At 66.7% G+C, this 21,569-nt stretch carries 20 protein-coding genes; 8 read left to right on the forward strand and 12 right to left on the reverse strand.

Features of this window, described 5'->3' with window-relative positions:
• Positions 1 to 2: 2 nt before the first annotated feature.
• From ligA to sciP, 3 genes are all read right to left on the reverse strand, one after another.
• Entirely contained in the window at positions 3 to 2,276 is a 2,274-nt protein-coding gene (gene ligA / locus CEW88_RS08270; protein ID WP_108965833.1) for an NAD-dependent DNA ligase LigA, read from the reverse strand.
• 65 nt (positions 2,277 to 2,341) lie between these two features.
• Complete coding sequence (gene ctrA / locus CEW88_RS08275) at positions 2,342 to 3,049, reverse strand: response regulator transcription factor CtrA (RefSeq protein ID WP_108965835.1); 708 nt, start codon at positions 3,047 to 3,049, stop codon at positions 2,342 to 2,344.
• Positions 3,050 to 3,331: 282 nt separating this feature from the next.
• Entirely contained in the window at positions 3,332 to 3,604 is a 273-nt protein-coding gene (gene sciP, locus CEW88_RS08285) for a CtrA inhibitor SciP (RefSeq protein WP_108965839.1), read from the reverse strand.
• A gap of 456 nt (positions 3,605 to 4,060) precedes the next feature.
• Between sciP and mnmA the strand changes: the two genes are divergently transcribed.
• Both mnmA and CEW88_RS08295 read left to right on the forward strand, forming a co-directional pair.
• Positions 4,061 to 5,203 carry a tRNA 2-thiouridine(34) synthase MnmA gene (gene mnmA / locus CEW88_RS08290; protein ID WP_108967649.1) on the forward strand — a complete coding sequence of 381 codons (1,143 nt, stop codon included), beginning with the start codon at positions 4,061 to 4,063 and terminating at the stop codon, positions 5,201 to 5,203.
• A 68-nt stretch (positions 5,204 to 5,271) separates the two neighbouring features.
• On the forward strand, positions 5,272 to 5,604 hold the full coding sequence (locus CEW88_RS08295; protein ID WP_108965840.1) for a DUF1992 domain-containing protein: 333 nt from the start codon (positions 5,272 to 5,274) through the stop codon (positions 5,602 to 5,604).
• Here the strand turns inward: CEW88_RS08295 and CEW88_RS08300 are convergent.
• From CEW88_RS08300 to CEW88_RS08320, 5 genes are all read right to left on the reverse strand, one after another.
• Positions 5,601 to 7,439 carry a putative bifunctional diguanylate cyclase/phosphodiesterase gene (locus CEW88_RS08300; RefSeq protein ID WP_108965842.1) on the reverse strand — a complete coding sequence of 613 codons (1,839 nt, stop codon included), beginning with the start codon at positions 7,437 to 7,439 and terminating at the stop codon, positions 5,601 to 5,603. The two genes, CEW88_RS08295 and CEW88_RS08300, sit on opposite strands and share 4 nt — an antisense overlap.
• Positions 7,440 to 7,704: 265 nt before the next feature.
• Positions 7,705 to 9,039, reverse strand: coding sequence for a sigma-54-dependent transcriptional regulator (locus CEW88_RS08305; protein WP_095883317.1), 1,335 nt, complete (start codon positions 9,037 to 9,039; stop codon positions 7,705 to 7,707).
• Positions 9,040 to 9,111: 72 nt separating this feature from the next.
• Entirely contained in the window at positions 9,112 to 10,875 is a 1,764-nt protein-coding gene (locus tag CEW88_RS08310) for a sensor histidine kinase (protein ID WP_108965844.1), read from the reverse strand.
• Positions 10,876 to 10,921: 46 nt separating this feature from the next.
• Positions 10,922 to 11,590, reverse strand: coding sequence for a phosphoribosylformylglycinamidine synthase subunit PurQ (gene purQ, locus CEW88_RS08315; protein ID WP_108965846.1), 669 nt, complete (start codon positions 11,588 to 11,590; stop codon positions 10,922 to 10,924).
• A gap of 48 nt (positions 11,591 to 11,638) precedes the next feature.
• Positions 11,639 to 12,676, reverse strand: coding sequence for a zinc-binding dehydrogenase (locus CEW88_RS08320; protein ID WP_108965849.1), 1,038 nt, complete (start codon positions 12,674 to 12,676; stop codon positions 11,639 to 11,641).
• 275 nt (positions 12,677 to 12,951) lie between these two features.
• On the opposite strand from CEW88_RS08320, the gene CEW88_RS08325 reads away from it, so the two are divergent.
• From CEW88_RS08325 to CEW88_RS08345, 5 genes are all read left to right on the forward strand, one after another.
• A complete protein-coding gene (locus CEW88_RS08325; protein ID WP_108965851.1) occupies positions 12,952 to 13,911 on the forward strand; it encodes a homoserine O-succinyltransferase in 960 nt (319 codons plus the stop codon).
• A 3-nt stretch (positions 13,912 to 13,914) separates the two neighbouring features.
• Positions 13,915 to 14,859 carry an alpha/beta fold hydrolase gene (locus CEW88_RS08330; protein ID WP_108965853.1) on the forward strand — a complete coding sequence of 315 codons (945 nt, stop codon included), beginning with the start codon at positions 13,915 to 13,917 and terminating at the stop codon, positions 14,857 to 14,859.
• Between the two features lie 54 nt (positions 14,860 to 14,913).
• Entirely contained in the window at positions 14,914 to 15,783 is an 870-nt protein-coding gene (gene ppk2 / locus CEW88_RS08335) for a polyphosphate kinase 2 (RefSeq protein WP_108965855.1), read from the forward strand.
• Positions 15,776 to 16,393, forward strand: a complete 618-nt coding sequence (locus CEW88_RS08340; RefSeq protein ID WP_108965857.1) for a TetR/AcrR family transcriptional regulator — start codon at positions 15,776 to 15,778, stop codon at positions 16,391 to 16,393. Before ppk2 ends, CEW88_RS08340 begins: the two co-directional genes overlap by 8 nt.
• Before the next feature lie 178 nt (positions 16,394 to 16,571).
• A complete protein-coding gene (locus CEW88_RS08345) occupies positions 16,572 to 17,435 on the forward strand; it encodes a sulfotransferase family protein (RefSeq protein WP_108965860.1) in 864 nt (287 codons plus the stop codon).
• On the opposite strand, the gene CEW88_RS08350 is transcribed toward CEW88_RS08345, so the two are convergent.
• The 4 genes from CEW88_RS08350 to CEW88_RS08365 form a co-directional block, all read right to left on the reverse strand.
• On the reverse strand, positions 17,422 to 18,456 hold the full coding sequence (locus tag CEW88_RS08350) for a glycosyltransferase family 2 protein (protein ID WP_108965862.1): 1,035 nt from the start codon (positions 18,454 to 18,456) through the stop codon (positions 17,422 to 17,424). The genes CEW88_RS08345 and CEW88_RS08350 overlap by 14 nt on opposite strands.
• Before the next feature lie 155 nt (positions 18,457 to 18,611).
• Positions 18,612 to 19,100: a 30S ribosomal protein S9 gene (gene rpsI, locus CEW88_RS08355; protein ID WP_095883698.1), complete on the reverse strand. Its 489-nt coding sequence runs from the start codon at positions 19,098 to 19,100 to the stop codon at positions 18,612 to 18,614.
• 2 nt (positions 19,101 to 19,102) lie between these two features.
• A complete protein-coding gene (rplM, locus tag CEW88_RS08360; RefSeq protein ID WP_108965864.1) occupies positions 19,103 to 19,561 on the reverse strand; it encodes a 50S ribosomal protein L13 in 459 nt (152 codons plus the stop codon).
• Positions 19,562 to 19,751: 190 nt separating this feature from the next.
• The gene (locus tag CEW88_RS08365) at positions 19,752 to 21,179 is read right to left on the reverse strand and encodes a PLP-dependent aminotransferase family protein (protein ID WP_108965866.1); all 1,428 of its coding nucleotides are present in this window, start codon (positions 21,177 to 21,179) and stop codon (positions 19,752 to 19,754) included.
• A gap of 70 nt (positions 21,180 to 21,249) precedes the next feature.
• On the opposite strand from CEW88_RS08365, the gene CEW88_RS08370 reads away from it, so the two are divergent.
• A complete protein-coding gene (locus CEW88_RS08370; RefSeq protein ID WP_108965868.1) occupies positions 21,250 to 21,477 on the forward strand; it encodes a DUF1127 domain-containing protein in 228 nt (75 codons plus the stop codon).
• Positions 21,478 to 21,569 lie beyond the last annotated feature (92 nt).

The following is a 21,569-nucleotide window of genomic DNA, read 5'->3' on the forward strand; positions in this document are numbered from 1 at the left end:
GCTCATCCGCCGATCAGCGCAAGCCATGCGTCCTCATCCATGAGCCGCACGCCGAGTTCCTTGGCCTTGGCCTCCTTGCTGCCCGCGCCGGGCCCGGCGACGACGATGTCGGTCTTCTTGGACACCGAGCCCGAGACCTTGGCCCCCAGCGCCTCGGCGCGGGCCTTGGCCTCGGCCCGGGTCATCTTTTCCAGCGACCCGGTGAACACCACGGTGAGCCCGGCGACCGGGCTGCCCTCCGTCGCCGGGCGCTCGGCGTCCTGAATGTCGAGATGCGCCACCAGCCGGTCCACCGAGGCGCGCTCGGCCTCCTGATGCAGCGAGGTCACCAGCGAGACGGCGACGATGGCGCCGATGCCGTCGATGCCCACCAGATCGTCCCAGGCGGCGCGCGCCTCCTGCGGCACCTTCGGCTCCTCGGCCCAGACCGCGTCCTGCGTCTCCTTGATGCGGGCGCGGCGGCCTTCTGCGGCGGCGGCCTTGCGCTCGTCCTCGACGGCGGCCTCGGCCTTGCGGTAGCGCTCGACCGCCGGGACCGCCTCGTCGACGGCAGAGATCATCGCGGCCCAGCCGAGGTAGTGTTTCGCCAGGTCCTTGGCGACCACCTCGCCGACGTGGCGCATGCCAAGCGCAAAGATCACCCGGTTGAGCTCTATCTTCCGCTTCTCGTCGATGGCGTCGAAAAGGTTCGAGGCGCTTTTCTCGCCCCAGCCCTCGCGGTTCTTGAGCTGCTGCATGCCCGAGCCGTAGCGTGTCTTCAGCTCGAAGATGTCCGCCGGCTCCTTGATCCAGCCGTCGCGATAGAACTGCTCGACCTGCTTGGCGCCGAGCCCTTCGATGTCGAAGGCAGCGCGCGAGACGAAGTGCTTGAGCTTCTCCACCGCCTGCGCCGGGCAGACGAGCCCGCCCGTGCAGCGGCGCACGGCGTCGCCCTCTTCTCGGATCGCCTCGGAGCCGCATTCCGGGCAAGTCGCGGGGAAGACGTAGGGCTGCGCGCCCTCGGGGCGTTTGCCGAGGTCGACGTCCGCCACCTTGGGGATCACGTCGCCGGCGCGGTAGACCTGCACCCAATCGCCGATGCGGATATCCTTGGCGCCCCCCTCGGGATCGGGGCGGATCACCTCCCCTTTGGCGTCGCGCCCGGCGATGTAATCCTCGTTGTGCAGCGTGGCGTTCGACACCACGACACCGCCCACGGTGACCGGGGTCAGCCGCGCCACCGGGCTGAGCGCGCCGGTGCGGCCGACCTGGATGTCGATCGCCTCGAGCCGGGTCCAGGCCAGCTCGGCCGGAAACTTATGCGCGATGGCCCAACGCGGGGTTGTCGAGCGGAACCCCAAACGCCCCTGCAGAGCCAGATCGTTGACCTTGTAGACGACGCCGTCGATGTCATAGCCGAGCGTGGCGCGCTGTTCCTCGATCTTGCGGTAGTGCGCGATCATCTCGCGCGGGCCGTCGCAAAGCTGCGTGAGCGGGTTGGTCTGGAAGCCCAGCGCCTGCAGCCGTTCAATGGAGCCCATTTGTGTTTCAGCCAGCGAACCCGAAAGCTCGCCCCAGGCATAGGCGAAGAAGCGCAGCGGGCGGGCGCGGGTGATCTCGGCGTCGAGCTGGCGCAGCGAGCCGGCGGCGGCGTTGCGCGGGTTGGCGAAGAGCTTTCCGCCGCGAGCCTCCTGCCGTTCGTTCAGAGCGGAGAAATCCTCGTGGCTCATGTAGACCTCGCCGCGCACCTCCAGCACGTCCGGCGCGCCGGTCAAGCTCTGCGGGATATCGGCGATGGTGCGGGCGTTGGCGGTGACGTTCTCCCCCACGGTGCCGTCGCCGCGGGTGGCGGCCTGCACCAGTTCGCCCTGTTCATAGCGCAGCGAGAGCGAGAGCCCGTCGATCTTCGGCTCGGCGGTATAGGCCAGCCCAGCGCCGCCTTCGAGAGCAAGGTAGCGGCGGATGCGGGCGTCGAACTCCTCGACCTCCTCCGGCTCGAAGGCATTTCCGAGCGAGAGCATGGCAACCGCATGGCGAACCTTGGAGAACCCTTCGGCCAGCGGAGCGCCGACCTGTTCGCTGGGACTGTCCTTGCGCTTGAGCTCGGGGAAACGCTCCTCGATCTCGAGGTTGCGGCGCTTCAGCGCGTCATAGTCGGCGTCCGAGATCTCGGGCGCGTCCTCGGTGTGGTAGGCGACGTTGGCCTGTGCAAGCAGATCGGCGAGCCGGGCAAGCTCGTCCCGTGCCTCCGTTTCGGTCAGTGCCTCTACCGGTTTCTCCGCCACGTTCTGGGCCATTGCCGCATTCCTTGCTCACGCCTTTTAGCAGACGTGATAGGGCGCGCGGCGGAGCACGTCCAGAGTCAGGCGTTCACCGCCAAGGCGCCAACCGGCGGCTCGGGATCGCGCAGCACGTATCCGCGCCCCCAGACAGTCTCGATGTAATTCTCGTCCCCCGTGGCTTCCGAGAGCTTCTTGCGCAGCTTGCAGATGAAGACATCGATGATCTTGAGCTCGGGCTCATCCATCCCGCCGTAGAGGTGGTTGAGAAACATCTCCTTGGTCAGCGTCGTGCCCTTGCGCAGCGAGAGCAGCTCGAGCATCTGGTATTCCTTTCCGGTCAGATGCACGGAGCGCTCGCCGACAGTGACGGTCTTGGCGTCGAGGTTCACCGACACCTTCCCGGTACGGATGATCGACTGCGAGTGTCCCTTGGAGCGGCGGATGATCGCATGGATGCGCGCCACCAGCTCGTCGCGGTGGAAGGGCTTTGTCAGGTAGTCGTCGGCGCCAAAGCCGAATCCCTTGATCTTGTTCTCGGTGTCGTCCGCTCCGGACAGAATCAGAATCGGCGTATTGATTCGCGCCATCCGCAGCTGGCGCAGCACCTCGTGCCCGTGGATATCCGGCAGATTCAGGTCGAGCAGGATCAGATCGTAGTCGTAGAGCTTCGCAAGATCGATGCCCTCTTCCCCGAGATCTGTGGCGTAGACGTTCAGGTTCGCGTGGTTCAGCATCAGCTCGATGCTCTTCGACGTGGTCGGATCGTCTTCAACCAAAAGGATGCGCATGGCCGTCTCCGCTAATCTCTACCCCTGCGCCGAGCCTGTCCCAATTTAGTTAATGGTTCTTTACCCCAGCCGAGATCAGTCTAGAGAACTTGAGTGGGCAATCAACTTTCGAAAGAATCTCATAAGGATAGGTCGCGCCAATTTCCGCACCGAGGTGAACCTGACCTTGCGTGCCAGGCAGGACGTCCGCCGTCCCCAAGGTAAAGCCAGCGATGCCGGGCGTTTCGCGAGCCCCCCAAAGCCCCATAAGCGCCATGAGCCCCATGTGTCGTCATTCGCCCCTCAGCGGAACCGCTGCACCAGCGTGGCCTTGAGCGCCTCCTCTCCGTGGCTGGAGACGGCCTTGACCCATTCGGCCAGTTCCTCGGCGCTGAGCGCATAGCGCTCCATCGCCTGCTGGTCTGTCAGGAGCCCATGACGCACGGCGCGCACGACGGCGGCCTTGCGGGAGGCCACCCAGCGCCGCGTCTCTGGCGGTGGGAGATCGGCCCGTGTCATGATCGAACCATCAGGCAACGTCACCGCGCGCGGGCCATCGATCTTCTTGAGGTACATGGTCGTCGTCCCGTGTGCTCGTCCGGTATGATCGCACCGTGAGGTCGTCTCCTCGGGTGGTCCTCGCCCCTCGTCGTCATCGCTCCGGCTGGAGGCCGCCCATTCGGTTGCCCCCCTCGTGCGAGTGTCCCCTGTTCTCACGTCCCATGCCTGCGTCCATGGCCCTCTATCGTGGCCCTCTATCGTGGGCTTTCCCATGGCCCGGCCATTGCCGCACCAGTTTCATCGGGGCGGCGCTTCGGCCATACTACTGTCGCGCAGGATGCCGGGTTTTTGCGGGTCTCTTCGGCGCCTCCCGTCGGGAGGATTCCAGCACCTCCACCGCCCCCCCTTCGCAGCGCGATCCAGCTATGGGGGTGACGCATAATGGCCTTGCGCGATTTAACGCTGTCTAAAACGCGCCCTTGTTAGTATGACGCATTTTCCTATATTCCCCCGGACTCCCGGAGATTGATGATGGCCCTCGATACCCAGACCCTGAACTCGCTTGGCTTTGCGAAATCCCCCGCCGACACGCGGGTGGTCGTCGCCATGTCTGGCGGCGTGGACAGCTCCGTCGTCGCCGCCATGCTGGCCGAGGAAGGCTACGACGTGGTCGGCGTGACGCTGCAACTCTACGATCACGGCGCGGCGCTGGCCAAGAAGGGCGCCTGCTGCGCCGGCGTCGACATCCACGACGCGCGCCGGGTCGCCGAGCAGATGGGTTTCCCGCACTACGTGCTGGACTACGAGAACATCTTCAAGGACGCGGTGATCGACGAGTTTGCCGAGAGCTACCTTGGCGGGGCCACCCCGGTGCCCTGCATCCGCTGCAACGAGCGGGTGAAGTTCAAGGACCTGCTGGAGACCGCCAAGGATCTCGATGCAGACTGCATGGCCACTGGTCACTACATTCAGCGCATGGATGGTGCCGAAGGCGCCGAGCTGCACTCGGCCGCCGATGCGAACCGGGACCAGAGCTATTTTCTCTTCTCGACCACCCCCGAGCAGCTCTCTTACCTGCGCTTCCCGCTGGGGCACCTCAAGAGCAAGGCCGAGACCCGTGCGCTGGCCGCCAAGTACGGGCTTTCGGTGGCCGACAAGCCCGACAGCCAGGACATCTGCTTCGTGCCCGACGGCAACTACGCCTCGGTGATCGAGAAGCTCCGCCCCGGTGCCGCGGAGCCGGGCGAGATCGTGCATGCGGACGGGCGCAAGCTCGGCACCCACAAGGGCGTCATCCACTACACCATCGGCCAGCGCCGCGGCCTTGGCATCGGCGGGCTCGACGAGCCGCTCTACGTGGTGAAACTTGACGTCGACGCCAAGCAGGTCGTGGTTGGCCCCAAGGAGATGCTGGCGACCCGCGTCATTCCGGTCCGCGAGATCAACTGGCTCGGCGATGAGCCCTTCACCAGCCGCGACGAATGGCACCTGAAGGTCAAGGTCCGCTCCACCCGCCCGCCGCGCGACGCGATCATCCGCCCGCTCAGCGACACCACCGCCGAGGTCGAACTTCTGACCCCAGAGGAAGGCGTCAGCCCGGGCCAGGCCTGCGTGTTCTATGCCCCCGAAGGCAGCCGCATCTTCGGTGGCGGCTGGATCTGGCGCGGCTACTGATCGCCGCACCCCTCTTGCTTCAGGCAATCCAAGGGCCCATCCTTTTTTATGAAAGGGTGGGCCTTGTCATGTCATGGCTGAACCGGCTCACGGAACGCCGGATCCTGAAGTCGCTGGTCGAGGGCAAGCTGCAGGGCCTGGAGGGTGAGGGGCGTCCCCTGCCCGATCGCAGCGGCGAGGCGCATCTCGACCCCGGCGAGGCCATGGGGTTCCGACTGATGGCCGAGGCCGGCGCCCTGCCCGAGGAAATCACCCTCAAGAAGCAGGTCGCCGCGCAGCAGCAGCGTCTGGCCCGACTGACCGACCCCGAGGCGCGCAAGGCGGCCATGGCCGAGCTTGCCGTTCTGCAGATGAAGCAATCCATGGCCGAGGAGGCCCGGCGCCGGTTCTTGCGCGACTAGCCCTCGTCCGGAGCCCATTCGCCGATTGGGTAGATCAGCGGCGCCTGCGCCAGCACTTCGCCGCAGAGCGGGGGAGAAATCATATGCCCCTGCCCTGCGTCGCAGCCCATGGCCCTGAGGTAGCTGAGCTGGCCGGGGGTCTCGATCCCCTCGGCCACGACGCGGAAGCCGAAGCGCCGCGCCATGCCGAGGATCGCCTCGACCACGGCGCGGTCGCGCGGATGCGCGCTGAGCCCCTGCACGAACTGACGGTCTATTTTCAGCATGTCGATCGGCCAAGCGCCGAGATGGCGCAGACTGCCGTAGCCGGTGCCGAAGTCGTCGAGCGCGATTTTTGCCCCGCAGGCGCGCAACTCACTCAATGACTCGAAGACACGCCCCCCTGTCTCTCCCAGGATCACCGTCTCGGGCACCTCGATCACGATCGCCTGCCAAGGCAGCCCGAGGTCCGAGAGCAGCCTTCCGAAATCGCCCGTGAAACGGGGGTTGTGCAGGTCGAAGCCGGTGACGTTGATGCCGATGCGCAGGGGGGCGCCCGCGACCGCCGTGCGCACTGGCAGCCCGCGCAGAATCTCGGTGGACTGCACGATCATGCTGCGGGTCAACTGTTCGGCCAGAACCGGGTTCTCGAAGATCGGGTAAAAGAGCTCGGGGCCGATGATCTCGCCGTTCTCACCGCGCCAGCGGGCCAGAACCTCGTAGCCGGTACACTGCCCGGTGGCGAGGTCGACCACCGGGTGAAAGACCGGCCCTATCTCTCCTGCGGCCAACGCCCCGGCGAAATTTCGCATGAGCTCGCGCAGGCTGAAACGCAGGTGGCGATGCGGATCGAAGATCACCGCGGCGCCGCGCCCGGCCTCCTTGGCCGCATAGAGCGCCGTGTCGGCCTGTTCGAACAGGGTGTCGTAGCTTTCGCCATGGCGCGGGTAAAGCGCAGCGCCCATGCTGATCCCGCCCAGCTCGGACTTTCCCATGGTCTCGGCCAAGCGGGCGCTCGCCGCGCTGCAGGCCCGCATCACTTGCAGCAGCGCCACCTCCGCATCCGCGGGCAGGCGCAGCAGCAGCGCAAACTCATCCCCACCGATCCGCCCGAGCCGGGAGTCGGACGGGACGCTGCCCTGCAGCGCCCTGGCGATGGCACGCAGGTAGATGTCGCCGAACTGATGCCCGTGCAGATCATTGATCTGCTTGAAGTTATCCAAGTCCATGAGCACCAGCGCATAAGGCCCGCGCCCCGCGCCCAGGGTCTCGCGCGCCTGCGCCCGGAAGGCGTCGGCATTGTCGAGCCCGGAGAGCGCATCCTTCTGCACCCGTCGCTGCAGTTCTGCCGCCTGACGCCCGAGCGCGGCCATGTCCTGCGCCATCGCGATCTTCCCGCGGCGCTCGACAAGCAGCGCAGCGAGCATGGCGATGAAAGGCGCCGAGGCCGTCTCTGCCGCGGCAATGCTGACCTCGTCGGCATTGAAGCCGAGCACGATGGTGCCCAGCGGCAACGCCGGATGCGAACTCCGGCCGCTGCCGATCCGCTCGATCAGGAAACACAGGCGCCGGCCCTTCACGACGGCTTCGACGGTCCGTCTGCGCTGTTGCAGCGCCAGCGCTTCGGGGCGATTGTCCACTAGGTTGCGCAGGCTTTCGGCAACGGGCCCCTCGAGCGGCGCCGCCAAGCGTACCGCGCGCGGTCCAACGACCTCGGGCGGAAGGTCCACAAGACAGGCGACGGCCCCGGTCAATGGCAGGGCCGAGGCGCCGATCCTGTCCAGAAAGGCGTCGAGTTCGGAAACCGGCAGGTCATCCTGGCCGAAGGCATCGTGGTCCGGCAAATCGCTAATCATGGAGCCGGCACCTCCGTTACGTGAAATCCCAAGTCGAAAACCCGGGGCGCAGACGCGGATGCCGGCCCCCAACACAATTCCCGCCACGCGCAGAGGCACGCCGGTTACATCAAGCTTTATGGAAAACCTTAAGGAGTTGTTAATAAGTGCCCCGGCCGAAGAGATATACGCCGCGCCTTGGCACAAGGCGGGCAAAGCGAAACGCCGCCCGGGAGCCGGGCGGCGTCGATCCTTGGTTCCGTGACCTCGTCTACGCGCGCGGCGCTCAGAGGTAGTCCGACCGCTGCAGGCCGTATTTGGCCATCTTCTCGTTCAGCGTCCGGCGCGGCAGGCAGAGCTCGTCCATCACCGAGGAGATCGAGCCCTTGTGGCGGCGCATGGTGTTGTCGATCAGCATCCGCTCGAACGCTTCCACGTATTCCTTCAGCGGCTTGCCCTCGGTGGTCATCACCGGCTGCATGTCCTCGTGGTCATTCATCAGCAGCGAGGCGATGGTGCCTGTCCCACGACGCGACTGCAGCACCGCGCGCTCGGCAAGGTTGATCAGCTGGCGCACGTTTCCGGGCCAGGGCGCCTGCAGCAGCTGCGCCGCCTCCTGAGCCGAGACCTGCGGCGCGTCGCAGCCGTATTCATCCGAGAACTGCTCGGAGAAGCGGGTGAAGAGCGTCAGGATGTCCTCGCCGCGCTGGCGCAGCGGCGGCACGGTGATCTTCAGCGCGGCAAGACGGTAGTAAAGGTCGGGGCGCAGCGCGGTCTCGCAGGTGCGGCCCTCGTCCTGCAGGTTGCAGATGGCGATGATGCGGGTTTCAGGTGGGGTGCCCTGATCGTTGATCACCGACAGGAGTCGCGCCTGCGAGGCGTCCGAGAGGCTTTCGATGTCCTCGAGCACCAACGTGCCGCCGCGCGCCTCCTCGATCGCCGGAAGACGGGTGTCCTCGGGCTGCATCGGGCCGAAGAGGCGGCGCATCAGCGCGTCCTCGTCCATCGCCGCGCAGGAGATCAGCACGAACTTCTTGCCGGCGCGCGAGCCCACCGCGTGCAGCGCGTGGGCGATCAGCGTCTTGCCGGTGCCGGTCTCGCCGTCGATCAGCACGTGGCCATCGGCCTGGCCCAGATCGAGCACGTCCTCGCGCAGCCGCTCCATCGCCGGGCTCTGGCCGATGAGCTTGCTCATCAGCTGGCCGCCGTCCGAAAGCTCGCGGCGCAGCACCCGGTTGTCGAGCGTCAGGCGGCGGGCATTGGTGGCTTTCTTCGCCAGCTCCGACATGCGGTCCGGGTTGAAAGGCTTCTCGAGGAAGTCATAGGCCCCGATCCGCATCGCCTCGACGGCCATGGGCACGTCGCCGTGGCCGGTGATCATGATGACGGGCAGCGCCGAGTCGTTGCCCATCAGCTTGCGCAGGAACTGGATGCCATCCATCCCCGGCATGCGGATGTCCGAGATCACGATGCCCGGGTAATCCGCGCCCACCGCGCCAAGCGCCTCTTCGGCGCTGGAGTAGGTCTCGGTGTCATAGCCAGACAGGGCCAGCCACTGGCTGATCGACTGGCGCATGTCCTTTTCATCGTCGACGATGGCGATCTTCATGGCTTTGGTCATTCGGTCTGGTCGCCTTTTGTTGTGGTCTTGGCGCGCGTCTTGCGCGGTAACTTACTCGTCATCGCCCGCGGCTCACTCTGCCGCGGCGGGGCTTTCGTTCAAGATAGGCAATTGCATCTCGAAAACAGCCCCCCCTTCGGTCCCGTTGCGTGCCGAGAGGCGTCCACCGAGGTCGGTGACGATCCCCGAGGAGATCGCGAGGCCGAGGCCGGTGCCGTCGCCGGGCTGCTTGGTGGTGTAGAAGGGCTCGAACAGCGCATCGAGATCCTCGATGCCGTGGCCGTTGTCGCGCACGCTGAGCGTCGCCGTCTCGCCGCTGGCGAGGATGATCTCGATCTCGGGGTTGGCAACGGATTTGGTCGCGTCGATGGCATTGCGCAGCAGGTTCACCAGGACCTGCTCGATGCGCATCCGGTCGCCCATCACCATCACTGGCAGGTCGGGAAGAATCTTGGAGATCCGCACCCGCCGCGCCTTCAGCTGCGGCTCCATCATCGACAGCGAGGAGGCCAATGCCTCGCCCATGTCGACCGGCACGAAATTCGCCTGCCCCTTGCGCGCGTAGCTCTTGAGCTGGCGGGTGATCGCCCCCATGCGCTCGATCAGGTCGTCGATGCGGGAAAAGGCGGTCATCGCCTCCTCGGGGCGGTTGCGCTTGAGCAGCAGCCGCGCCCCCGCGAGGTAGGTTTTCATCGCCGCCAGCGGCTGGTTCAGCTCGTGGCTGACGGCGGCGGACATCTCGCCGAGGGCGGCCAGCTTCGAGCTCTGCTCGAGCGTCTGCTCGGCACTGGCCAGATCCTTCTGCACCTTCTCACGCTCTGCGATCTCGCGCTGCAGCCGCGCGTTCAGCGCGCGCAGCTCGACGCTCTCGCGCTGGAAGAGGGCCATGCGCAGCGCGGTCTTGCGCGACAGCGCGTAGAAGGCCAGCGCGGTCAGCAGAGCAAAGGCCATGATCTCGAGCGCCAGCACGGCGTTCACCTTCTCGCGCACCGAGGCATAGGTGGTGAAGGTCGCCATGGTCCATCCGCGGAAGGGAATGCGCCCGTCGATGCGCATCACCGCCTCGCCGCGCAGGTAGGCATCGGCGGGCAGCGCGGTCCAGTCGGCGGTGGCCTTGATGGCGCGCTCGATGGCATTCTCGGCGGGCTGCTTTGCCAGGGCCTCGTCCATGGTGAGCCCGCGCCAGCGCGGCTCGGTGGCAAGGATGATCCGCCCCTCGGAATCGAGCACGGCGACGGCATCGGTGATCCCTGCCCAGGCCCGTTCAAACTTCGCCAGATCGACCTCGACCATGATCACGCCGATGGAGGAGTTCTGGCTCTCCATGCGCCGCGAATAGGTGAAGGCGTAGCCCCCCGCCTCGCGCTCCTGCACGGTAAAGACGGTGGTATTGGCACGCAGCGCGTCGACGTAATAGGCCTCGGAGCGGTGGTTCGAGCCAAGCCGGTTGCGGTCGGTGGCCGCCACGGTGCGCCCGTCGCGGTCGAGCAGCATCAGCGAGGCCGCCCCGATCTCGTCGACATAGGAAATCAGCCGCTGCGTCGACTGGCTGAAGTCTCCCGAGTTCAGCGCCCCGATCAGGGCCGGATCGCGCGCCAGCAACTGCGGCACGATGGCATTGCGGCGCAACTCGGACAGGATATTGCCGGAATAGAGCGCCAGCCGCAGCTCGGCGCGGTTGCGCGTCGAGGCGGTGGAACGGTCGGTGAGCAGGACGTTGGTGATCCACACCGTGCTGACCGCCAGCACCAGCAAAAGGATAAGCGCCGCCCGCACCCGCCAACTCAGCGGGCCCGAACGCCGTCTGTCTTTCTTGTCACGCGTGGTCTCCGACATGGCGCCCAACTTACGCCGGGCGCCGGGCCGGCTCAAGCGGTGCCGGTCAAGCCTCGGCGAGCGCCGCCGTCAGATTGGCGAAAAGACGCGCACCGTCCTCGTTGCCCTGCGACGGATCGCAGGCCCGCTCGGGGTGCGGCATCATCCCGAGAACACGGCGGTTTTCCGAAAGGATGCCGGCGATGTCGCGGTCCGCGCCATTGGGGTTGTCGGTGTAGCGGAAGGCCACGCGTCCCTCGCCCTCGAGCATGTCCAGCGTCGCAGCGTCGGCGGTGTAATTGCCGTCGTGATGCGCGATCGGGATGCCGATCTTCTCGCCCATCTCGTAGCCGCGGGTAAAGACGGACTGGCTCTCGGCCACTTCCAGACCCACCGTGCGGCAGATGTACTTGAGGTTCGCGTTGCGCAGCAGCGCCCCCGGCAGCAGCCCGGTCTCGGTGAGGATCTGGAAGCCGTTGCAGACGCCGAAGACGTAGCCGCCGCGCTCGGCATGGGCCTTCACGCCCTGGCAGATCGGCGAGTTGGCGGCGATGGCACCGCAGCGCAGGTAATCGCCATAGGAGAAGCCGCCCGGCAGGCCGACGATGTCGACGCCCGCAGGCAGCGTGGTGTCCTTGTGCCAGACCATCTCGACCTCGAGCCCGGCCTGTTCGAAGGCCATCTTCAGATCACGATCGCAGTTCGATCCGGGGAAGACGATGACGGCGGCTTTCATGGGCACTCTCCTGAACGGCCTTGCGACGCGCTGCGGCGCCGCCCCGCATCAGCGGGTGAAATCGGTGATCACGGCCACGCCCGGAGGCGTCGGCCCATTGAACGCCGCCAGCTCCGCCCCGGCCTGGCTGAGGGGAATCTCGCGCGCGATGAGAGGGCTCATATCCACCTTTCCCCGCGTGATCAATCCAAGCAGCGACGGATAGCGGTGCGAGGGCATCCCGCGCGTGCCGTAAAGCGCAAGATTGGCCATGTAGACGGCATTCATGTCCACCTCCTGCACGGCGTGATGCCCGACCGGCATCCCAACCTGTACATGCCGCCCGAGCGGGCGCAGGCAGCGGATCGAGGCGTTAACCGTCTGCGGAATACCCAGCGCCTCGACGCTGACATGGGCCCCGCCGCCGGTGATCTCCTTGATCTTCGCTGCCGCATCCTCCTCGGCGGCGTTCACCGCTGCGTCCATGCCGAGCGAGAGCGCGTGCTCAAGCTTCTCGGGCACGACGTCGACGACCACCACATGCGCGCCCAGAGCCCGGCCGAGGATCGCCGCGGAAAGCCCGATGCCGCCGGTGCCATGTACCGCCAGCCACTCGCCGCCCTGCAGCGCCGCGCGCCCGGTGAGCGCGTGCCAGGCGGTGGTCACCCGGCAGCCGAGACCCGCCGCCAAAGTCGGCGACATGCCCTCGGGCAGCCGGGCGAGGTTGAAATCGCGCGGCACGGCGACGTATTCGGCAAAGGCGCCCGGCTCGATGAAGCCCGGGAGGCGCTGATCGAAGCAGGTATGCTGCTGCCCCTCGCGGCACTGCGGGCAGGTGCCGCAGGCGAGGATGAAGGGCGCAACCAGCTTGTCGCCCACCTGCCATTGCGAGCCCGGCCCGGCCTCGACCACCTCGCCGCAATACTCGTGCCCCTGAATCTGCCCCGGCTTGACCCGAGGATGCTCGCCCGACCAGCCGTGCCAGTCCGAGCGGCAGACCCCGCAGGCAAGCACCTTCAGCACCACCCCGTCGTCGGGACAGGCGGGCATCTCCACCTCCTCGATCGACAAATCGGCGTTGTATTCTCTCAGGACGGCGGCGCGCATGAATGATCTCCTCCAGAATCTGGGATCACAGAACGACAGGCCGCGGCAAAACACAAGCCCCGCGCGGGCGGGGAATCCCGGCCTGCCTGCAGTGGGATATTTGGGCCCGAAGGCCCCCCGCGCCCTTATCCTAGGGGAGAGTCTTCCGCGGCAGCGCGGGTAGCGGACTGGCGCGTCGCCCTTCCGTCCGCCCTCTCCTGCGCCATCCCGGCGTGCCTCTTGAGCAATGGCCCCTGCAGGGATACATCTACGCAACTGACAAGAGGACGATTTCCATGCCCATCAAGCTGCCCGAAGACCTTCCCGCCTACGACGTGCTCTCGCGCGAGGGCGTGATGGTCATGTCCGAGGACAGCGCCTCGCGGCAGGATATCCGCCCCTTGCGCATCGCGCTGCTCAATCTCATGCCCAAGAAGATCCAGACCGAGAACCAGTTCGCGCGCCTCATCGGGGCGACGCCGCTGCAGATCGAGCTGTCGCTGATCCGCATGACCGAGCACCAGACCAAGAACACCGCCGCCGAGCACATGGAGGCCTTTTACCGGCCCTTCTCCGAGGTCGAGGCCAGCGGCGAGAAATTCGACGGGCTGATTATCACAGGCGCGCCGATCGAGCATCTGGAGTTCTCCGAGGTCACCTACTGGGACGAGCTCCGCAGAGTCTTCGACTGGAGCCAGACCCATGTGCACGCCACTTTCGGCGTCTGCTGGGGCGGCATGGCGATGATCAACTATTTCCACGGGGTGAAGAAGCACAGCCTGGATCACAAGGCCTTCGGCTGCGTGCGCCACCAGAATCTCGCCCCCGCCTCGCCCTTCCTGCGCGGCTTCTCGGACGACATGGTGATGCCGGTGTCGCGCTGGACCGAAATGCGCCGGGACGAGATCGAGGCCGCCGGCCTGCCTGTGCTGATCGACTCGCCCGAAACCGGCCCGGCGCTGGTCGAGGACAAGGCGCACCGCGCGCTCTACATCTTCAACCACCTCGAGTACGACAGCACCACGCTGAAGGACGAGTACGACCGCGACGTCGAGGCCGGCAAGCCGATCAACGTGCCGGCGAACTACTACCCGAACGACGATCCCAGCAAGAAGCCGCAAAACCGCTGGCGCAGCCACGCGCATCTGCTTTTCACCAACTGGATCTCGGAGATCTACATGACCACCCCCTTCGACCTCTCCCGCATCGGCAGCGAGTCCACCGACTGGCGTGCCGCGGCGAAGGTCGGGGCCTGAGCCATGTGGCAGGCGCTGCTTCCCGTCGTCGCGCTGCTGCTGGCAGGCTGCGGGCTGACCAGCAGCAAGGCCGTCAGGGAAGAGGCCGCCGCCGAAGCGGCCTTCCCGCCAGAGGGCCGTTTCCTTCAGGTGGATGGCCGCCGCGTGCACTACGTCGAGGCGGGCTCCGGCCCTGCACTGGTGCTGATCCATGGTGCCAGCGGCAACCTGCGCGACTGGACCTTCGACGCCGTCTCGCGGCTGAGCCCCGATTACCGCGTCATCGCCTTCGACCGCCCGGGGCTCGGCTATACCGAGGCCGAGGCGGATGGCGACAGCATTTTCGAGCAGGCTGCGCTGCTCTCGGCCGCGGCCACGCAGCTCGGCGCGACGCGCCCCATCGTGGTCGGCCAGTCCTACGGCGGCGCGGTGGCGCTGGCCTGGGCGGCGAACCACCCCGAGCGGGTCTCGGCGCTGGTGTTGCTGGGCGCCGCCTCGCAACCCTGGGAGGGCGGGCTGCCGTTCTTCTACAAGCTGACCGCCGGGCCGCTCGCGCCGCTGGCCAATCCCGCCATCGCCGCCTTCGCCCCTGATGACAGGGTGCAGGAGGCGATCACCGAGGTCTTTGCGCCCAACCCGGTGCCCGCGGGCTATGCCGCCCATATCGGCGCACCGCTGACGCTCCGGCGCGAGAGCCTCGACGCCAACGCCCGCCAGCGCGCCAGCCTCAAGGCCGAGATCCGCGCGCTCGCGCCCCGCTACCCGGCGCTCGATCTGCCGGTCGAACTGATCCATGGCGAGGCCGACACCACCGTCGGGCTGCAGATCCACTCGGTGCCCACGGCGGCGCAGATCCCCGGCGCCAACCTCGTCACCCTGCCCCGCGTCGGCCATATGCCGCAGCACGTCAGCCCGGCGCAGATGGATGCCGCCATCGCCCGGGCCGCCGCGCGCGCGGGTTTGCGCTAGGCGCGCCGAAGCGTCATATTGAGCGTGAGATTTCAACACGAAGGACCCAAGCCCGTGTCCAAGCCCTTCGACGGCGCGATCAGCGCCTATTTCGAGAAGAAGGCCCCCAAGGAAATCCGCGAGGCCATTCGCCGCGCCGACAAGGATGACATCCTCTCGGCCAGCTACCCCTACTCCGAGGAGATGAAGGGCAAGGCCTACGACAAGCAGATGGCGGCGCTGCAGATCGAGCTGATGAAGCTGCAGCGCCACGTCAAAGAAAGCGGCGAGCGCGTCGCCATCCTCTTCGAAGGGCGAGACGCCGCCGGCAAGGGCGGCACGATCAAGCGCTTTCGCGAGAACCTCAACCCGCGCGGCGCGCGGGTCGTGGCGCTCGGCAAGCCCTCGGACACCGAGGCGACGCAATGGTACCTGCAGCGCTACATCGACCACCTGCCCTCGGGCGGCGAGATCGTCTTCTTCGACCGCAGCTGGTACAACCGCGGCGTGGTGGAAAAGGTTTTCGGCTTCTGCACCGAGGCGCAGCGCGAGCATTTCTTCGCCCAGGTGCCGGACTTCGAGAAGATGCTGGTCGAGGAGGGAATCAAGCTCTTCAAGTTTTGGCTCAACGTCGGCCGCGCCGAGCAGCTGCGGCGCTTCCTCGCGCGGGAAAAGGACCCGCTGAAGCAGTGGAAGCTCTCGTCGATCGATGTCGAGGGGCTGAAGCTCTGGGACGAGTACGGCGCGGCGATCCAGGAAACCCTGTCGCGCAGCCATACCGCCGCCGCCCCTTGGACGGTGATCCGCTCGGACGACAAAAAGCGGGCCCGGATCGAAGCGATCCGCCACGTGCTCACCCATCTCGACTACGACAGCAAGGACGAGCGCAACGTCGGCGCGCCCGATCCCAAAATCGCCGGAGGGCCCGAAGTCTGGGATGGCTAAACGCGGCTACCACCACGGCAATCTCCGCCAGGCGCTGGTCGAGGCGGCGCTTGAACTGATCGAGGAAAAGGGCCCCACGGGCTTTACCCTCTCGGAAGCGGCGAAACGCGCCGGGGTCACCCCGGCCGCGGTCTACCGGCATTTCTCGGGGCGCGAGGATCTGATCGCCGAGGCGGCGCGGCAGGGCTACGAGATCTTCGGAGATCTCATGCAGTTCGCCTACGACAGCGGCCAGCCCTCGGCGCTCGCGGCCTTCGAGGCCACGGGCCGCGCCTACCTCGCCTTCGCCCGCCGCTATCCGGGCCACTACATCGCGATGTTCGAAAGCGGCGTGTCGGTGAACCATTCGCCCGAGCTTGCCAGCGCCTCGCGCCACGCCCGCGGCGTGCTCGAGAAAGCCGCCTCGGACCTCTCCCAGCACATCCCTCCGGAAAAGCGGCCACCCGCCGCGATGTTCTCGGCCCATATCTGGGCAATGAGCCACGGCGTCGTGGAGCTCTTCGCGCGCAACTCACCCGGCACGCAGTCGCCCTTCCCCGCCGATGAGCTGCTGGAAAGCGGCATCGGCATCTACCTGCGCGGCCTCGGCCTCATCCCGCCCGACGCCTGAGCATATTTCGAGCCAGAAACATCCGGGGGATCCGCGCGGTGCGCGGTGGGGGCGGCGCCGCCTCACAGATAAGTTGCCGCGCTGTGCGCGGCGGGGGCAGCGCCCCCTTACAGATAAGTTGCCGCGCTGTGCGCGGCGGGGGCGGCGCCGCCTCTCATCCCGCCTCAAGGACCGCGACATGACCCAAAAGACCTTTTACCTCGGCCTCGGCGGCCAGAAATGCGGCTCGACCTGGATCCAGGCCTACCTGAACCGGCAAGAGGGCAGCGACTTCGGCCGGCTCGGCGAGTACCAGGTCTGGGAGCCCCAGCTTGGCGGCGTCTTCGCCCGCTACAAGGTGCGCACGCCGCCGCTGAAGGAGCGGCTGCGGGCGCGGCTCAAGACCGCCGTGGGCGCCCACGAGCCGGCGCAGCATCTGCGCTGGCGGCTGCAGTCCGACCCCGAGGCGTATTTCGACTATTTCGCCGGGCTGCTGGCGCGTCCCGGCATCGTCCGCACCGGCGACATCACCCCCTCCTACGCCGCTCTGCCGCCCGAGACGCTGGCGCGCATCCGCGACGGGTTCGCCGAACGCGGCATCGCGGTGAAGGCAATCTTCTCGATGCGTGATCCGGTGGACCGGCTGCGCTCACACATGCGCATGGAAATGGCCAAGGAACGGCTTTCGGCGGAAGAGTCCAACGCCGCACCGCTGCGGGCCTTCTACGCCACCGAAGAGGCCGAGGCCCGCAGCCGCTACGACCGCACGATCGCCGCGATCGAGCAGGTCTTCGCCCCCGAGGATCGCTTTCTGTGCCTCTTCGAGGATCTCTTTACCCCCGAGGGGATCGCCGCGCTGTCGGATTTCGCGCAGGTCCCGTCCGATCCATCGCAGGGCGGACAGGCGGTCAACGCGCGGGCCAAGGGCTCGGGCAGCCTGCCCGAGGATCTTCTGGCCGAGATTGCGGCGCATTACCGGCCTGCCTACGAGGCCGCGGCCGAGCGTCTGCCGCGGGTGCGCGCGCTCTGGCCTTCGGCCCCCTACGCGCTCACCAGCGCATGAGGCCAAGCTCGACGAGCTGCTCCGGCCCCTCGTAACGCACGGAATTCTCGTCGAGAAAGCCGTTCTCCACCCCGTCCATCTTCTCCAGAAGCTCGGCGTAGTAGCGATACTTGGCGGCACCATTGGCATGCGCACCCCAGGAGATTGCCCGCGCGATCTTGGCCGCGAATTCGGACGTATAGACGAAATGCGCCAGCGTCAGCAGGATGGTCTGCGAGGGCGGCTGGTTGGCGTTGTGGGTGTCGATCATGCCGCTGTGCTTGCTGCGCAGGACCATCGGGGTCTTGTGCCGGGCAGCCTTCTGGAAGCTCTGCGCCTTGCGCACCCGCGAGGGCATGTAGATGCGGTGCCAGCCGCGGCGCTCGACCCTCGGCTTGACCGCGTAGCGCTCGAACAGCCGGGCGGTCTTGCTCTCGCCGACCAATTCCGCGCCCTGCGGCGACAGCTCCACCAGGCGCTCCGCCTGGAAATAGGGATAGGCCTCGAGCAGCCCGGCGAAGCTCTGCGGCAAAGGCCCCGCGAGCCCGCCCACCGAAGCCGGAAAGAACTCCACCACCGAGGCCACCGCCGCGGCCGCGCCCTCGGCCTTCAGCCGCGCGGCGATCTCCTGCAGCGAGCTCACCCCCGGAGGCAGGAAGAGGAACTCGTCGGCGTCGACATAGGTGACATAGCCGCCGTCCATCCACAGGTGCGGCAGGGCGATCTTGTAGAAGGTGCCGGCGCGCTGCATCCGCGGCGCCGCCCCCTCGATCTGGATTTCGATCTCGTCGCCATAGGGCAGCCACATGCTCACGACGCAGCAGTCGGGCTGCGCCTCGAGCCACGCGTGCGTGCCGTCGTCGGAGCGGTCGTCGATGATCAGGAACTGCTCGGCCCCGATGCTGCGGTAATAGTCGAAGAACGCCGGGCAGAGGGCCATCTCGTTGCGGACGATCGAGAAGATCGTCAGCTTGTCCGGATCGACCGGGCGCGAGACGCTCTCCACCAGCTCGGCCACGCGATCGATTGTGTATGGCACCATGTCGAGCCCCCTCTTGCCGAGATCATCCGCAGCGCGCCGGCCCGCGGTGAGCGGCCCGCCTGCGCATCCGGGTCAGCCCAGTCCTAACGCCTGCCCCGCAAAAGCAAAAGGCCGCTCCGGAGAGCGGCCTTCGCAAAATCGTATCGAGACGCGGATCAGCGCTTGGAGAACTGGAAGCTGCGGCGTGCCTTGCGCTTACCGAACTTCTTACGCTCGACGACGCGGCTGTCGCGGGTCAGGAAGCCTGCGGCTTTCAGAGCGCTGCGCAGCGACGGATCGTAGAGCTGCAGGGCTTTCGAGATGCCGTGCTTGACTGCACCGGCCTGACCCGAGAGACCGCCGCCCTTGACGGTGGCGTAGACGTCGAACTGGTCTTCGACACCTGCGATGGTGAAGGGCTGGCGCAGGATCATCTGCAGCACGGGGCGGGCGAAGTACTTCGACTGCTCCTTGCCGTTCACCACGACCTTGCCGGAGCCCGGCTTGATCCAGACGCGGGCAACCGCGTCCTTCCGCTTGCCGGTCGCGTAGGAACGGCCAAGCTCGTCACGGACGGGCTCGCGCGGGGTTTCAACGACTGCGGGTGCAGCTTCGATGCCGGCTGCGGCGCCGAGCTCTTCCAGGGAGTTGATCTGTTCTGCCATGATTACACCCGGGTGTTTTTCTTGTTCATCGACTTGACGTCCAGCACTTCAGGCGATTGCGCCTCGTGCGGGTGCGCCGCGCCTGCGTAGATGCGCAGGTTGGTCAGTTGCTTGCGCGACAGGCGGTTGCCCGGAAGCATACGCTTGACGGCCTGGAACACGACGCGCTCGGGGTGTGCACCCTCGAGGATCTGGGCCTTGGTGCGGGACTTGATGCCGCCCGGGTGGCCGGTGTGCCAGTAGAAGTTCTCTTCACGCTTCTTGCCGGTCATCTGCACCTTGTCGGCGTTGATGACGATGACATTGTCGCCCATGTCCATGTGCGGGGTGAAGGTTGCCATGTGCTTGCCGCGCAGACGCATGGCGATGATCGAGGCGAGACGGCCGAGAACGACGCCTTCCGCGTCGATCACGATCCACTTCTTCTCGATGTCTGCAGGAGTCGCAGAGAAGGTTTTCATCGTGGGTGCCCTTGAGCTGTTCAAATGGGGCCCGCCTGGGGGGCCCGAATTCCGATGGGCGGGTTATAAGCACGCCCACGGCACAGTCAAGCACCATGGCTTTGCATTTATTTATTAATTTCAATCACTTGCAAAAACGGTATTAAAATACCCCAAAGAATTCGACGCCGCCCCGGCCTCCGGAACCGTTTCACACGAGGATTTGCTCCGGCGGATCGTCCAGCAATCGCCGCAGCCGCAGAATCGCCTGCTCGAATTCCGCCAGCGGCACCTGCCCGTTCATCCCGATGCGCACCGCATGCGGGGCAAAGGCATCGCGCAGGGCAAAATCTTCCGCCGCCCGCACCTGCACCCCCTTGGCCTCGGCCGCCATGCAAAAGGCGGCCGCCCGCCAGCCCGGCGGCAACCGCAGCCAGACAAAGGGTGCCTCCTCGCTCCAGCGTAGCTCATGGCCGCCAAGGATGTTGACGGTGCTGCGCACGTAGAGCGCGTTGCGCTCGCGCACCGCGCGGACGATCTGCCGGGTCTCCTGCCGCGACAGCAGATCGGCCACGAGGTCCGCCAGCGGCAGCGCGAGCCCGAAGAACCCGTATTCCGCCGCCCGCCGCAGGTCGGCGCGCCGGGCGCGCGGGGCGATCGCAAACCCCACCCGCAGCCCCGGCGTCAGCGTCTTGGAGATCGACGAGACGAACCAGCCCAGCTCGGGCAGCATCGCCCGGTAGGTCTCGCAGCGCGCCTGGCCGAGAAAGGTGCTGTCATCCTCAAGGATGTGCAGACCGCAGCCGCGCGCCACGTCGGCGATCTCGCGCCGCCGCTCGGGCGGGGTGACGATGGTGGTGGGGTTGTGCAGCGCCGGCGAGGTGCACAGCAGCTGCGCCTCATGCCTGCGCGCCAGGTCGCGCAGCGCATCGGGGCGGATGCCCTTCTCATCCATCGGCACCGGCACCGGCTCGGCACGCAGCAGTTCGGCGGCGCGGCGGAACCCCGGATAGCAAAGCTCCTCGACAAGCACGACCGGCCGGCGCCCGCGCAGCACCGCCTGCATTACCAGCGAAATGCCGTTCTGCGCGCCGTGGCTGAGCACCAGGTCCTCGTGGTGAACCTGTCCCAGCGGCACATCCGACAGCCAGTCCAGCGCCACTTGCCGGGCCGGGGCGAAAGCGCGGCTGGTGGGGTAATCCATCAGCCCCGGTGCCGGGCGCGCAGCAATACGCGCCAGGGCCTCACGCACCAGCCCTACCTGCCCGAGATCGGGAATGCGCCCGGTGAAAAGGCTCACCATACGGTCGCCGTTCTCGGCAACCTCGCGCGGACCGCTCTCGATCAGCAGCGGCGCGGCGCTCTCGGCCTCGCCGCGCACAAATGTGCCGCGGCCGACCTCGGCCAGCAGCACATTCTCGTCGGTGAGGATTGTATAGGCCCGCGCCACCGTGCCGGGGGTCATGCCAAGGCGCCATCCCAGTTCGCGCACCGGCGGCAGCCGTGTGCCCGGCGGCAGTTTCCCCTGCGTGATGCCATCCCGCAAAGCGCTTGCGAGGACACGATATTTCGGGCCCGATGCCTGTTTCTCGAACAGATCGAAAATTGTATCGGTAACAATGTTTTGCTCGACGGTCATTTTTCCACAATGTATCAATTGGAGCATGAGATCAACATAATTGTACCGATACAAAACTGGAGACACACCGATGGCAGCCGCCGCACACGCCCCGCTCATTGCCTATCTCGACGCGCAGAAACCGCTGCCGCCGTTTGCAGCACTGGCGCTCCGCGTGGCGGTGGTTACCGCGCAGTGGTCGGAGCGTCGCCGCACACGCCGTGCGCTGATAGACCTCGACGACCACCTGCTGCGCGACGTCGGGCTCGAACGGCACGTCGCCCTGAGGGAGGCGCGTCGCAAGTTCTGGCAGGGCTGATCCCCGGACCTGACGGAACCTCTTCCCCTGGGCGCGAGGCATTCCCTCGCGCCTTTTTTATGCGCACCCGGCCCGCGCCGCGCCTACGGCGC

The sequence above is a fragment of the Alloyangia pacifica genome (genome assembly GCF_003111685.1).
Classification (GTDB): domain Bacteria; phylum Pseudomonadota; class Alphaproteobacteria; order Rhodobacterales; family Rhodobacteraceae; genus Salipiger; species Salipiger pacificus_A.